A 14002-nucleotide genomic window follows, 5' to 3' on the forward strand; every position below is an offset into this window, starting at 1 on the left:
TCTTAAATATACCAAATTTCAAAAGGTAAGTCAACAACTTTTTTATTTTCGTTTGAGAGCTACGCTCAACTTTCATTAAGTTGTAAGTTCGTCTCTCAATGCGACGTTTATTAATATAGCACGATAACTTTTTAACAGTCAACAACTTTTTAAACAGAATTTAATTGGTGTTATTTTCCTATTAAAGGTTGAGTACATAAAAAGAAGCCCACTATTTCAAGTGAGCTTCAATGAGTATATCTATTTAACTTGGTAACAACGATGATAAACATTCTTTCCTTTTGTTTCGATTAGCTTCGTTTCAACAATATCCCGTTCCACTAAGTACTCCAGTAATATTGATAAGTCTAATGTGTAGTGTTTAATCTCTGGGTGTACTTTCAAGTCTCCGAAAGTCCATGGTTCTTCTTGTTGTCTCATTATATCTAATAAGTGAGCAGCTCCTTGTTCGGCTCTTGAATGTATCGCAAAATCACTTGCGAGCATCATCAGTTGAATTCGCTTTTCGGCTGGTTCTTCACTTTCGATTAACTCTTGATATAACTTGTAAACTTCAGGATCTATTCGTTTTACTTGGTGCCATACTATAATTTCTGGATGAAACCCTTTTTCTAACACGGTTAGCCTGGCTAAGTAATGTAGCGATCGAACCATTAAACTGTTAGCATCTAAGTAATGCTTCGATTCAAACAGTTCTTTGCACTCTCGATAAGAGCGGACTAACTTAGCAAATTCAATAGCTTTTCTTAATTGTCTTGTACTTTCGGGGAAATCTCGTAGTCTTGCTTTTAGTTGAGCTAAATATTCATTTCGGTCAAAGATGATAGTCCCACGCGTTAACCAATCTACTACTTTCCTATAGCCACTTGTGTTGATCCATTCTTTAAGTAGTTTCTCTGTCACAATATGCATGGCTGCTTTCTTATTATTAAATTCATAATGTTTAACATACCAATCTTCTTCGGAACTATTAACTATAACGAGTAGTATACAATCAAAATAATCCGTTACAGATTTATGGCTTTCTACTTTTTCTAACATTAATATCCCTAGTGTACTCGAACTGCTCGCTCTCTCTTGGTATATTGGACGTAACACATCTTCCATCTTCATTTCCTCCTAATTTCACTCTGAACATACATTTCGACAAATCTTTTGGATTTCCTCTTTCTTCACATACATGTCACAAAAAATGTGCTATACTTCTGTTGTCTATAGAGAAAAACAAGGCAATAATATATTTAAGTGTTATATAAGGGAGGTACCCAATTAATGGCCTTAAAATACAGTAACAAAATTAATAAAATCCGCTCAGTTGCATTAGGCTTAATATTCGCAGGTATGATTATTATGTATATTGGCCTGTTCTTCCGTGAAACTGAATGGTTAATGTTAATCTTTATGTTTCTTGGCATTGTTGCAATCGGTTTAAGCACTGTCATTTACTTTTGGATTGGAATGCTCTCAACTAAAGCTGTTCCTGTTGAGTGCCCAGAATGTGGTAAGCAAACAAAAATGCTCGGTCGAGTTGATGCATGTATGTTTTGTAAACAACCTTTAACCCTAGATAGAAATCTAGAAGGTAAAGAGTTTGATGAAAAATACAATTCTAAAAAGTATACGAGTGAAGAACAAAAAGAAAGCTGACTTTCGTAGTCTAGCTTTCTTTTTTTGCCAATTTCATTATTATAATATGTCATAAAAAGGAGCTGACCTAAAAGATCAGCTCTAATTGTTAGTGGCTTTTATTTTCTTGACAGTCTGTACACGTTCCGTATACTTCCATGCGGTGATGGCTCACATTAAAGCCAGTAACTTGCTCAGCTAATTGTTCAACTTCATCCAATGCTGGATAATGAAAGTCTACAATTTTCCCACATGAGTTACAAATAACATGGTAGTGTTCAGTAGTATTACAGTCAAAGCGACTTGATGAATCACCATAAGTTAATTCTCTAACTAATCCAATATCTAAAAAGACACGTAAGTTGTTATATACTGTTGCCACACTCATGTTCGGGAATTTACCTTCAAGTGCTTTATAAATCTCATCCGCAGTTGGATGGTTCATCGAATGCATGAGATATTCAAGCACTGCATGACGTTGCGGTGTAATTCGAACACCTGACGACTTCAAAGTTGCTAACGCTTCTTGCATTCTTTCTTCAGACACCGTCATGCACCTCTCTTTCCAACTCAATAATATTATTACTTAATAATCTTTATAAATAGTGTAAATGTTCTCAAGATGATTTGTCAATTTATATGTGATTGGAAACCTTTTTATACATCAGTGTTTAACGGTAGTTCTTCACCGCCTACAGATTGATTCACATAGCGAGCTGCAACAAACAAGAAGTCTGATAAACGGTTTAAATAAGATACAACTAAATCATTTTCAACTTCATCTTCTAATGCTACCGCAACTCTTTCAGCTCTTCTAACGATTGTTCTAGCTGAATGAAGTGCTGCTGCGCTAGGGTGTCCTGAAGGTAAAATGAAATTATTGAGAGGTTGCAATGATTGATCCCACTTGTCTATCTGTTGTTCTAATGATTCAATATGATCTTTTCTCAACTTCCATGCCACTTCCTTGTCTTGAGGAGTCGCTAATTCAGCACCGACATGGAATAAGATCGTCTGCACTTGATGCAAAGCTTCAACCACTTGTTGTTTTCCTTCAAATTCTTCATTCGTTAAATGACTTCTTCCTAAACCGATCATAGAATTTGCTTCATCACAAGTTCCATAAGCTTCTACTCTAAGGTCGTTCTTTTTAACTCTTTTACCAAAGATTAATGATGTTTCCCCTTTATCTCCTGAGCGTGTGTAAATACGCAACTTTAATACCCCCTCTTTGGGTCAATTATATTTTTAACTAACTTTCCTTCTTTTATATACGTTTCTAGGTTTTCTTCAAAAATTTCAAAAGCTCTCGGTTGGTAATGTCTAGATATACCAGACAAATGCGGTGTAATTGTACAATTGTCTAAATCCCATAATAGACTTTCTTCATCTAATGGTTCTTCTTCAAACACATCCAATACGGCATGTTGAAATTCATTTTCCTTTAATGATTCAGTGATTGCTGCTTCATCAACTGTCTTACCACGCCCCATATTTAAAAATATGGCACTTTCTTTCATTTGCTTAAATTGATCTTTTGAAAAGAAATGTTCAGTTTCATCAGTTGCAGGCAACACACCAATTACAAAATCCGCTTCACCTAGTAACGAATTTAACTCTTCATTTTTATAACAACGATCAAAATGTTCTTTCAGTTTTCCGCTTTGAGATACACCAATTGTCTCTATGCGGAACGCCTTGGCTAAGCGTGCGACTTCCTGACCAATTGCACCAGTACCCGCAACTAGCATCGTCTTTCCTGTGATTTCTTCCATTTTCACTTTACGGTCCCACTTGTGCTGCTTTTCATTTTCGATTAATGTTTTCGTCTGTCTACTTACTTGTAAGATCATCGCAATCACGTATTCAGCCATCGGGATTGCATGAATACCTCTAACATTAGTTACGAGAATTCCTTTTTCTTCAATTTTACTAAACGGCATCTCATCTAAACCAGCTGAAATAACCATTATCCACTTTAAATTATGAGCTGCTTCAATATGATGGTCTTCTAAATCTTCACCGTAAGTGATTAAGACTTCAGCTTGATTTAGATCTTTTTCTGCTTCACCTATCGATTCATGCCATACGAAGTTTACATCTTTAAAACGTTTTACAAGTTCGTTTTTAATAGAATCTTTTACTCGACAAGTTGTTATAATTTTCACTGTATCTCTCCTTATGTATAGAAGGAACAGCTTATTAAAAGCCGTTCCTCGATCTTTCGTTGCTTATAAATTTTCTTTAATATAATTTAACGCTTCTTCTACGTGGTCTTTAACCTTGACTTTGCGCCACTCTTTCACTAAGTTCCCATCTGGGTCAATAATAAATGTAGAGCGCTCGATACCATAATATTCTTTACCAAAGTTCTTCTTAAATTTCCATACATCATAATCTTCAGCGACTTTATGATCTTCATCTGCTAAAAGTAAGAATGGAAGGTCATGTTTTTCAATAAACTTCTCATGACGCTTAACTGGATCTGGACTAACACCTAAAATAACGGCATCTAAATCTTTAAAACTTTCGTGATTGTCTCTAAAATCGCATGCCTGTGTAGTACAACCAGGTGTCATATCTTTCGGATAAAAATATAAAACGACGTACTTCCCTTTATAATCTGATAAAGATACATCTTCTCCATTACTTGCTGGTAATGTAAAATCAGGTGCTTGTTTTCCTATTTCTACTGCCATTTTTAATTCCTCCTATATACCACTTTTATAATAAGATTACCGAACATTCTTGCATCTGACAAATCTTATTATTTAAATAGTTTATAGAAAAAAGCTGCAGGTAATAAAAATCCAATGAATGCTTCAATTAATGCAACGGCTCGTCCGATCCCAACTGGCGTAATATCACCGTAACCGATCGTCATTAACGTCACACCGCTAAAATATATAGCATGCAAAAACCGTTCGACCGATGTTCCGGTTTGAAGCAATTCCCCTTGAAGCAAAACATATCCCATCTCAGCTAATATAAAGTAAATTAATGCAAAACCTAACATTAGTATAAAATAAATCGCTATAAACGCACTGAACAATTCTTTCGAAAAAGAGCCCCTTACTTCACTATAATTACGGGAAAAAATATATAAACTTCCAGAAAGCACGACCATAACAAAAAATAACGATAGAAAGTGGACTTCCATTTAACATCCCTACTTTACAATAGTTCATTACTATAACCTATGATGACAAAGACTGAAGCATGAAAGTCTTCTATGATAGAATATAAAAATAGAACGTATACATATGGAGGAATGAAATAATGAATAGACAAACATCTGAAATCTTATATAAAGAAGCAGAAGACTTAATCGTAGGTGGCGTTAATTCACCATCAAGAGCTTTTAAAGGTGTCGGTGGTGGAACACCTGTTTTTATGGAAAGAGGAGAAGGTGCTCACTTTTACGATGTTGATGGTAATCATTATATTGACTACTTAGGGGCTTACGGACCGATCATTACAGGTCATGCACACCCACATATTACTGATGCGATCAAAAGTGCAGCAGAAAACGGTGTTCTTTACGGTACACCAACTAAACTTGAAAATCAGTTTGCCAAAATGCTAACGGATGCAATACCTTCACTTGAGAAAGTTCGCTTCGTTAACTCTGGTACGGAAGCTGTAATGACGACAATCCGTGTAGCTAGAGCATATACGAACCGAACAAAAGTTATTAAGTTTGCTGGTTGTTATCACGGCCACTCTGACTTAGTTTTAGTCGCAGCAGGGTCAGGCCCATCGACTTTAGGCAGCCCAGATTCAGCAGGCGTCCCAACTAGTATTGCACAAGAAGTTATAACAGTTCCTTTTAACGACATTGAACCGTTTAAAGAAGCGTTAAGTAAGTTTGGTGATGACATTGCAGCAGTTCTAGTTGAACCAATCGTAGGTAATTTTGGTCTAGTAGAGCCTAAACCTGGCTTTTTAGAAGAAGTGAAACAACTGACACATGAAAATGACAGTCTTTTAATTTTTGATGAAGTGATTACGGCATTCCGCTTTCATTATGGCAGTGCACAAGAGATCACAAATGTACAAGCGGATATGACAGCGATGGGTAAAATTATCGGTGGTGGGCTACCAATCGGAGCTTATGGTGGTCGCGTTGACATTATGGAACAAGTTGCACCACTCGGACCAGCTTATCAAGCCGGAACGATGTCAGGTAACCCTGCATCAATGGCAGCAGGCATCGCCTGTTTAGAAGTACTACAACAAAAAGGTATTTACGATGAAATGGATCGACTAGGTGAAAAGCTTGAACAAGGGATTTTACAACATGCTCATAAATATAATCTACCTGTTAAAATTAATCGCTTAAAAGGGATGCTTACCGTCTTCTTCACTAATGAAGAAATTACAAACTATGAACAAGCTGAAAATACAGATGGCGAAATGTTTGGTCGCTTCTTTAAAATCATGTTAGACCAAGGGATTAACTTAGCTCCTTCTAAATACGAAGCATGGTTTTTAACGACTGCACACACTGAAGAAGATATCGATCAGACGTTAAAGGCTGTTGAAGCAACATTCAGCCAACTATAAATTTCATAAAAAATATTGAAATAGGTTGAATTTTCAAAACACTATGATAAAATATAGATAATTCAGAATTTTTTGGATTACCCCTTATCGAAGGAACATGATGTTATGAAACTCCCTTCCTTTCTGGTTTTACCAGAACTAAGGCTTTCGCTTTATGCGAAAGCCTCTTTTTTGGTCAATTTTAGGTTAGAATAATCCGTTTTGGTGGAATTGAATACATAAACAGTTCATACATAACAGTAATATTATATCTGATATAGTGTATATATGAATATAATGGAAAGAAATGATTGATCGTGAGAGGAAGGTATTTTAATGAAAGTCGGTGCGCGCGCATTTAAGACAGGCCTTGCTACTGTCGTTGCCTTATACGTTGCAAGTGGATTCGGTTTTGAAGCTGGGGTATTTGCTGCCGCTATTGCAGCAGTATCTTCTATACAACCATCTATTTATCGATCTGTTCAAACAATCGTAGAGCAGGTGCAAGCTAATATAATCGGTGCTATTTTAGCCATAGTTTTAGTATTATCAGTCGGTAATGAACCGTTCATCATCGGTTTTGGCATTGTGACGGTTATCGCGATTTGTATGATTTTAAAAATGAAAGAGGACACGACTTTCATCGCAATTATTGCAGTCATTGCGATAATGGATACAACTGAAATGCCCTTTTTAGAATTTGCCGGTATTCGCTTCAGTTCGATCTTTATAGGCATTGTTTCAGCTTTTGTCGTTAACTTAGCCTTTTTACCACCGAAGTACGAAACAAAACTGTTTGAGGATATCAACCGTACGACATCAGATATTTTACAATGGATTCGTGTTACAACGAGACACTTATCAGACCAGCCAGCATTGAAAAAGGAAATCGACCGACTTAGCGCTGACTTATCTAAAGTTGACCAAACGTATCACTTGTTTTCAGAAGAACGTACTTATTCGCGTAAGAGAGGTTATGAACGAGCTAGGAAGCTTGTATTGTTCCGTCAACTTATTCATACATCAAATAAATCATTTCTCGTATTAAATACGTTGCACCGGATGGACGATGATATTGAAAACATACCACGAGACATTAATAAGCAAATTATTGAAGAAGTCGATAAGACGTTACACACGCATGAGAAGTTAATTTTAATGTATTTAGGGCGTATTCGTAAAAAAGAAGTTGATCCACTTGAAAAGATCCACGAACCTGACATTCCAAAACTAGTTGATCAATTATTAAAAGTATATGAAGAGGATGACCAAGATCGACTTAAACTTTTACCGTTAGCATCAACACTAATGGATTACCATAACGAGTTACTTCATTTAAAGAAGTTACTAAGAAGCTATCAAAATAGTCCTCATAATTAATGAAAAGAGAATGGGACAGAACTAATTGTTAATACAAAACCCCGAACGAAGCCATATCTTGACTTCGTTTGGGGGTTACCTTTTATCACTGCTCCATCAAAATGAGTGGTCACCTAACCTTAAAGACTAGACTAATTGTTCGTGGTTCGGTTCCACCACACTCCAAATCTTTTGCCCCAGCCTCTTTAAATTCACTCTTCTCTTTCCTTCTTCTGTTCATCTGCTTTTTGCTTTAATGTATTTTTCATAGTTTGTATCGCTTTTAAATACTGAGATTCGTTAAAGTCCAAGTCTTCATCTTGTCTATACCTAACTGTTTTATAAACTTCTAAGATAGAAGAGTCAACTTCCCCGTATAAACCTAACCGATCCACCCACTCATCGATCGTTTCATACTCCTTACGACCGACATCATGCTTCGCAGCCCACTTCTCTAAATCAAAATAAGCTCTACGAACACGGTGGCTTGGCCTTTTTGCTTTGCTTCGTCTTTTGAAAAACATTCGACCTTCTGTTTTCTCTTTTTCTACTTCTTCATACCCTTCTCTCACTTCGTCCTTGTGTAACTTCAACCTATTACGATACTTAATATATAAAATTACTAAAACAGTTACAATCACTATAATAATGATTAACCCTACATTGTCCAAAAGGTTAGATGTGTTCTGCGCTCTCTCATCAACAGTACTCGTTCCAATACCAAGCTCATCATCATCTTCTTCTTCATCCATCATAGGTGGATTTGCTTCAAAGTTCTCAGCCATATTAAAGATCGGGCTCATCAACCATGCAAAAACAAGTAAGCCCCAATGAAGTAAATAAGCAAAGCCAAATTTAATGTAAGGGAATAAAACGTAAAGAAGGTATGAAACTAACGTTATAACCCCTACACTAGACAAAATAACATATGCCTTTTTAGACAATGAATCATTAGCAGCTTTCTCATCGCGAATAAAATAATAAGTTAACCGCCCTACTAACCAAGTAATAATTTGGACAGCGAATACGAAAATGAAATAACTCGCAAAATCGCCTACTGTCGTATACACAAATAAAAAGGCGATAATAGAGGCAAAGAAAGTAACTAGTAATACGATTGCTTCTACATCTTCATCTGTTTTAATATAACGGTTTTCTATTCGAACAACTGTAAGTACCGCTATGATTGCTCCATAAATTAGACTAAATCCAAAGAATACAGCTGCTAACAATACAACAGGTATAGCCGCATAGACTGCAACACGTCCGCCAACCCGGTAAAGTATAATTGATGTAATCGGTGCTATTACCAACGTCAAAATTATAAACTCTGTTAAAGGTGGCCATTGATTTGAGCTACATAATCAAATGATATGATTATCAACAGCGGGAAAAGCTCTAAAACATACTGATACCACCTTAAATATCGAAGGGATAAACTATCCACTTTGCTTCACCTTCCCTTCTGACGGACCAGCTGTTAAACTGCCACCATTTAAGAAAGCAAGCTTTGAGCCTTTTCTCTCAATTAACTTTAAATATTGCATTTGTCGATCTGTAACAGATCCAACTTGAATGACATAAGCAGGAGTCGATTCATGTTTCCATACGAAATGCAATACTCTCTCATATGGCGTATTAAAAGTTAAAAACTTCATTCTAGCAGCAATTCTAACGTCTTACGATAATGAAAGTGACCTTCACCTTCTAACTGGTGAATGAAAGGGATTTGGTCCAAAGCTGAAATGTTAACGAAAATACGATACGGAATCTGATTTTTCGTTGCATATTCTGTCATATAAGCAATCTGTTCCAATAATGTTTCGACGTTTTCTGCTACTGACAGTCCTTGTTCAGACCTTACATTTAACAAGAAGCACCAAGATATTTGACTTGCTTTCTCGAAAACCTTTGTTTGTAAAGCCCCTTCTTTGGCACTTGCTTTCCAATGAATTTTATTAAAAGCGTCCCCTTGTTCATAATCACGCGTTCCTACAGGTAATGTGTGTTCATCAAATAAAGAGTGTGTTGCTCTATGGAACCCCATATTTTTAGGAGACATTAAGTCAATATTAGGTACTACTGTTTTGTTCGGGTAAACAATGACTTCTTTGTTAAACCTTTTACGAGCTTTCATAAAAACTTTACTGAAACCGAAAATATTCGGGACGACTAGTTCAATATTTTGAACTTTAGCTATTCCCCTTTTTTTCGTTTCGTATGGAATTTTAATTTTACGTTTTTCCCAAAACATTAAATTAAAGTATTTATTAAATGTTGTCATATAACGGCGTGCTATAGTTTTACCACCTTTAAACTCGATGACATCATCCATTTCAATTACAATTTCAGCGTTTAATAAAGGTAAGATCCCTTTCTGTTCAATTTCAACTTCAATATAACCTTCATCACCTTTGTAATGCCTGTTTGGTACTTCAGTAAAAGTAAATGTTAAATAATCATCGACATGACGTTCATAAAAGACACCTAAACCATATAAAATGATCAGGAAAATCGATATAAAAATTAACATATGCATACTATAAAAATCAATAAACAGCCCCGCCATGAGTAAAATAGTCCCGACTAAGACGAAGACTGGAAATGTTTTATTTTCTTGAACATATTTTTGAAACTTCATTACTTCGCAACTCCATACTCTGCTGGTACTTCCACTTCCTCTAACGCTTCAGTTAATACATCTTCTTGTGATTTGATTGTAGAACCATCTAAACTTAGCACTAAACGGTGTGGTAAAACATACGGCGCCATTTCCTTAACATCTTCAGGGGTTACATAATCACGCCCCTTAATGGCAGCACATCCTTGCGCTGAACGCATGAAAGCCAATGTACCACGTGGACTGACGCCTACATCAACATATTGGTGATTACGCGTTGCTTGAACAATATCTAGAATATATTCTTCTACCACTTCAGTCACTTTTACTTTCTTAACCTCATTTTGGAACCCAACTAAATCTTCTTTTGAAAAGATTGAAGTTAATTGTTCGAGTGGCTCGTTTTCACGGTGGCTTTGCATCATCGTTTTTTCATCTGCATATGATGGATACCCTAAATCAAGTTTCATAAAGAAACGATCCATTTGAGCTTCAGGAAGATCAAATGTCCCTTGCTGTGATTCAACTGGGTTTTGTGTTGCGATAACAATAAATGGTTGTGGAATATTGACCGTCTCACCATCAATCGTTACTTGTTTTTCCTCCATAACTTCAAGCAATGATGACTGTGTACGTGGAGTTGCACGGTTAATTTCATCTGCTAATAAAACATTTGTTAATACAGGTCCTACTCGTAATTCAAACTGTTGGTCTTTCGGGTTAAAATATTGAATACCAGACACGTCAGATGGTAAAACGTCTGGTGTAAATTGAATACGTTGAAAATCACCTTCTACCGATTTCGCAACAGCTTTAGCCAACATTGTCTTCCCTGTTCCAGGAACACTTTCTAATAACACATGGCCTTGGTTAATAAATGCATTCATTAAAAGTTCAATAGTTTCGCCTTTCCCCATGATCACCTTACCAATTTGTTCTTTCATCTTTACTACGTTTGATTGTATCGTCACTAAAGTCCCCTCCCAAAGTTCTACTAAAAGTCGCATTTTTCAGATTTATTTTACTACAAAAGTAACATAAAATAACATTTTTTACTAGTTAACGATTATTTTTTTTAAAAAATTAACCGCCGATTAGGGTTAGCTAATCGACGGGTTTCATTAAAGGTTAGATAATTTATTTTCGGGTTTCTTCTGATCTAATTCCTGTACTTGGAATAAATCGTAATATAAGCCTTTTTGTCGCATGAGTTCATCATGAGTTCCTTGTTCTTTAATTTCACCGTTATTAATGAGAACAATCCGATCAGCGTGCGTAATTGTTGATAAACGATGGGCAACGATAAACGTTGTACGGTTGTGAGCTAACTTATTCATAGCTTCTTGAATTAGTTGTTCACTTTCAAGGTCTAAAGCTGAAGTTGCTTCATCTAAAATTAATAAAGGCGGGTTCTTTAAGAATACTCTAGCAATCGCAATTCTTTGTTTTTGTCCTCCTGAAAGCTTAACACCTCGTTCGCCGACGAGTGTTTCATAACCGTTCGGGAAATCCATAATAAATTCATGAGCATTAGCTGCCTTTGCAGCTGCGACTACTTCTTCATTCGTTGCCTCTGGATTCCCCATTCGTATGTTCATTGCGACAGAATCACTAAACAAAATATTATCTTGCAATACCATACCAATTTGATTACGCAGTGTTCGCGCCTCAACATCCCGTACATCGATCCCGTCAATTTTAACTGCGCCACTTGTTACATCATAAAAGCGTGGAATTAAGCTTACTAACGTCGACTTACCTCCACCACTCATACCGACAAGCGCCACTGTCTCACCTTTTGGAATCGGTAAGTTGATGTTCTTTAGTACAGGCTGGTCTTCTTCATCGTACTTGAATGAAACATTTTCAAACGTAACATCTCCATGTACTTGATTTAATTTCTTAGCATTTGGTTCATCTACAATATCATACTGTTCATCCATAAACTCAAAGACACGGTCCATCGATGCGTGCGCTTGTGTTAATTGTGTCATACTATTTACTAGTCGACGTAATGGATTATAAACTCGCTCCATATACTGAACAAACGCCATCATTGCACCAATTGTAACAATATCTCCAATAACAAAATAACCACCAACAGCTAAGACTAACAACGGTGCAATATCTGTAATGGTATGGGTGACAGCATAAGATTTTGCGTTCCAGTTCGTAAAACGAAGTGCTCGATCTAAATATTTACCGTTATGTTGATCAAACTCACCTTGCGCATGATCTTCTAAAGCGAATCCTCTTATAACTGGCATCCCTTGAACTCTCTCATGTAAATGCCCCTGCACTTCTGCTAATGCTTGTGATCTTTCTCTTGTTAAACTACGTAACCTTGAGTAAAAGTAACGAACTGAAAAACCGTATACAGGAAATAGAACGATTGCAATTAAAGTTAAAATAGGATCAATAGTTAACATGATCGCGATAGCAATTAGGATAGTTGCCATATCAAGCCAAATATTCATTAAGCCTGTTACAACGAACGTTTTCGTCTGCTCAACATCATGTATTACCCGTGAAATAATCTCACCTGTTTTTGTTTTCGAATAATACTTTAAACTTAAACGTTGAATGTGATCAAACAACTTCTGTCTAATATCATATAAAATTTTACTACTAACATATTGCGCTAAGTATTGTCTGTAATACTCAATTGGAGGTCGTAAAATTAAAAAGACGAAAAACGCTAGCGCCATGACCCAAAGGAGACTTTCTACTCTCTCATCTGTCGTCAAACCTTCAGCTAGTAAAATGTCGTCAATGACATACATCGTAATTAACGGCAATATAAGTGGAATACTGAACTTAAATAAACCAATTACAATCGTCAAGGCAATTTTCCATTTATACGGTTTAACAAACTGCAAATAGCGCTTTATACTGTACATACTTCACCAACTTCCTGTTTACAAAAAATCCCCTAACAAACAAAAAACTTGGCTTTCACCAAGTTATGGCGTAAAAGTGAAACAAACCTGTTGCTAATACAACAGGCATCACTTCGAATAAGCTAAGTAATATTCATACCACTTTTCAGGAAACTCAGGGTCAAACGGCCCTTTCCCTTGTTGTACCCACTGCTCTAAAGTTCTTAATTGTTTATATAAGATCTTTTGTAGCACTTCTGGATAATTCATTTGTTTTCTGTGTATGTCAAATTCATCTTCATCTAAGATCTTATAAGTACCGTCAGGAAAAACTTTAATATCCAAATCGTAATCAATATACTTTAAGGCTTCATCGTCTACTATGAAAGGTGAGCTTATATTACAGTAATAATAAACACCATCATTACGCATCATTGTAATAATATTAAACCAATAATTGCTCGTAAAATACGTTATAGCAGGCTCTCGTGTCCTCCACGTCCGACCGTCACTTTCATATACTCTTACACGATCATTTCCACCAATAAGTAAATTTGATTGACTCGTCAATACTGTCGTTTCTTCCCAAACACGGTGCAGCGTACCATTATGTTTATAACTTTGAATTTTTATTTTATCTCCGTCTTTAGGAACAATCATGTATTACCCTTCTTTCTAGCTACAATGTCATATGGCCCTTCTTAAATTAATTAATAACGACATTGTACCATACAAGCTTACCTAATTCGATTATGACGATGTCTATGTATGTGAAAAGAAGCACTCCCACTAGTTTGGAGTGCTTCTTTCCTATAGCCGTTAATAACAACGTTTAACTAATTGTTATTAGCGCTGTTTTTTCTGTTGTTGCTGATTCTGTTGCTGTCTTTGTTGTTGAGACTGTTGGTTTTGACGCTTTACTTCTTGTGCATTAGTCTCAGCAGCAAACTCCTGTTGGTGCTGAGTACTGCCA

The 14002-nt window shown here is 36.1% G+C and carries 15 protein-coding genes; 3 read left to right on the plus strand and 12 right to left on the minus strand.

The features are described 5' to 3' along the window. Positions 1-240 precede the first annotated feature (240 nt). Complete coding sequence (locus A194_RS0108835; RefSeq protein WP_017186489.1) at positions 241-1107, minus strand: nucleotidyltransferase-like protein; 867 nt, start codon at positions 1105-1107, stop codon at positions 241-243. 165 nt (positions 1108-1272) lie between these two features. Here A194_RS0108835 and A194_RS0108840 point away from each other — a divergent pair, with 165 nt between their 5' ends. Then, positions 1273-1647 (plus strand): YgzB family protein, encoded by a 375-nt coding sequence (locus A194_RS0108840; protein ID WP_017186490.1) that lies wholly within the window; start codon positions 1273-1275, stop codon positions 1645-1647. 88 nt (positions 1648-1735) lie between these two features. Here the strand turns inward: A194_RS0108840 and perR are convergent, their stop codons facing one another. The 5 genes from perR to A194_RS0108865 all read right to left on the minus strand — a co-directional run bounded on the left by perR (position 1736) and on the right by A194_RS0108865 (position 4786). Next, positions 1736-2179 carry a peroxide-responsive transcriptional repressor PerR gene (gene perR / locus A194_RS0108845; RefSeq protein ID WP_040402575.1) on the minus strand — a complete coding sequence of 148 codons (444 nt, stop codon included), beginning with the start codon at positions 2177-2179 and terminating at the stop codon, positions 1736-1738. A gap of 104 nt (positions 2180-2283) precedes the next feature. Next, the gene (locus A194_RS0108850) at positions 2284-2841 is read right to left on the minus strand and encodes a cob(I)yrinic acid a,c-diamide adenosyltransferase (protein WP_017186492.1); all 558 of its coding nucleotides are present in this window, start codon (positions 2839-2841) and stop codon (positions 2284-2286) included. A 2-nt stretch (positions 2842-2843) separates the two neighbouring features. Continuing rightward, positions 2844-3794, minus strand: coding sequence for a D-2-hydroxyacid dehydrogenase (locus A194_RS0108855; protein WP_017186493.1), 951 nt, complete (start codon positions 3792-3794; stop codon positions 2844-2846). 63 nt (positions 3795-3857) lie between these two features. Beyond that, positions 3858-4325, minus strand: a complete 468-nt coding sequence (bcp, locus tag A194_RS0108860) for a thioredoxin-dependent thiol peroxidase (protein ID WP_017186494.1) — start codon at positions 4323-4325, stop codon at positions 3858-3860. A gap of 68 nt (positions 4326-4393) precedes the next feature. After that, a complete protein-coding gene (locus tag A194_RS0108865; RefSeq protein ID WP_017186495.1) occupies positions 4394-4786 on the minus strand; it encodes a potassium channel family protein in 393 nt (130 codons plus the stop codon). Between the two features lie 119 nt (positions 4787-4905). Here A194_RS0108865 and A194_RS0108870 point away from each other — a divergent pair, with 119 nt between their 5' ends. Together A194_RS0108870 and A194_RS0108875 are read left to right on the plus strand one after the other, a co-directional pair. Continuing rightward, entirely contained in the window at positions 4906-6192 is a 1287-nt protein-coding gene (locus tag A194_RS0108870; RefSeq protein ID WP_017186496.1) for a glutamate-1-semialdehyde 2,1-aminomutase, read from the plus strand. 315 nt (positions 6193-6507) lie between these two features. Continuing rightward, positions 6508-7551, plus strand: a complete 1044-nt coding sequence (locus A194_RS0108875; RefSeq protein ID WP_017186497.1) for an FUSC family protein — start codon at positions 6508-6510, stop codon at positions 7549-7551. A gap of 191 nt (positions 7552-7742) precedes the next feature. On the opposite strand, the gene A194_RS0108880 is transcribed toward A194_RS0108875, so the two are convergent. From A194_RS0108880 to ntdP, 6 genes are all read right to left on the minus strand, one after another. Continuing rightward, a complete protein-coding gene (locus A194_RS0108880; RefSeq protein ID WP_017186498.1) occupies positions 7743-8849 on the minus strand; it encodes a hypothetical protein in 1107 nt (368 codons plus the stop codon). 120 nt (positions 8850-8969) lie between these two features. Next, complete coding sequence (locus A194_RS0108885) at positions 8970-9188, minus strand: hypothetical protein (protein WP_017186499.1); 219 nt, start codon at positions 9186-9188, stop codon at positions 8970-8972. Further along, positions 9185-10171 (minus strand): DUF58 domain-containing protein, encoded by a 987-nt coding sequence (locus tag A194_RS0108890; protein ID WP_017186500.1) that lies wholly within the window; start codon positions 10169-10171, stop codon positions 9185-9187. Before A194_RS0108890 ends, A194_RS0108885 begins: the two co-directional genes overlap by 4 nt. Next, entirely contained in the window at positions 10171-11121 is a 951-nt protein-coding gene (locus tag A194_RS0108895; protein ID WP_017186501.1) for an AAA family ATPase, read from the minus strand. Before A194_RS0108895 ends, A194_RS0108890 begins: the two co-directional genes overlap by 1 nt. A gap of 150 nt (positions 11122-11271) precedes the next feature. Then, the gene (locus tag A194_RS0108900) at positions 11272-13050 is read right to left on the minus strand and encodes an ABC transporter ATP-binding protein (RefSeq protein ID WP_017186502.1); all 1779 of its coding nucleotides are present in this window, start codon (positions 13048-13050) and stop codon (positions 11272-11274) included. A gap of 108 nt (positions 13051-13158) precedes the next feature. Next, entirely contained in the window at positions 13159-13689 is a 531-nt protein-coding gene (gene ntdP, locus A194_RS0108905; RefSeq protein ID WP_017186503.1) for a nucleoside tri-diphosphate phosphatase, read from the minus strand. Between the last annotated feature and the right edge of the window lie 313 nt (positions 13690-14002).

The sequence above is a fragment of the Alkalibacillus haloalkaliphilus C5 genome, assembly GCF_000269905.1.
GTDB classification, from domain to species: Bacteria; Bacillota; Bacilli; order Bacillales; family Alkalibacillaceae; genus Alkalibacillus; species Alkalibacillus haloalkaliphilus_A.

Excerpts from the sequence above, each read along its gene's own strand:
- A194_RS0108835 (WP_017186489.1), bottom strand. The coding sequence starts at position 1,107 with ATGGAAGATGTGTTACGTCCAATATACCAAGAGAGAGCGAGCAGTTCG.
- A194_RS0108840 (WP_017186490.1), top strand. The coding sequence starts at position 1,273 with ATGGCCTTAAAATACAGTAACAAAATTAATAAAATCCGCTCAGTTGCA.
- perR (WP_040402575.1), bottom strand. The coding sequence starts at position 2,179 with ATGACGGTGTCTGAAGAAAGAATGCAAGAAGCGTTAGCAACTTTGAAG.
- bcp (WP_017186494.1), bottom strand. The coding sequence starts at position 4,325 with ATGGCAGTAGAAATAGGAAAACAAGCACCTGATTTTACATTACCAGCA.
- A194_RS0108865 (WP_017186495.1), bottom strand. The coding sequence starts at position 4,786 with ATGGAAGTCCACTTTCTATCGTTATTTTTTGTTATGGTCGTGCTTTCT.
- A194_RS0108870 (WP_017186496.1), top strand. The coding sequence starts at position 4,906 with ATGAATAGACAAACATCTGAAATCTTATATAAAGAAGCAGAAGACTTA.
- A194_RS0108875 (WP_017186497.1), top strand. The coding sequence starts at position 6,508 with ATGAAAGTCGGTGCGCGCGCATTTAAGACAGGCCTTGCTACTGTCGTT.
- A194_RS0108885 (WP_017186499.1), bottom strand. The coding sequence starts at position 9,188 with ATGAAGTTTTTAACTTTTAATACGCCATATGAGAGAGTATTGCATTTC.
- A194_RS0108890 (WP_017186500.1), bottom strand. The coding sequence starts at position 10,171 with ATGAAGTTTCAAAAATATGTTCAAGAAAATAAAACATTTCCAGTCTTC.
- A194_RS0108900 (WP_017186502.1), bottom strand. The coding sequence starts at position 13,050 with ATGTACAGTATAAAGCGCTATTTGCAGTTTGTTAAACCGTATAAATGG.
- ntdP (WP_017186503.1), bottom strand. The coding sequence starts at position 13,689 with ATGATTGTTCCTAAAGACGGAGATAAAATAAAAATTCAAAGTTATAAA.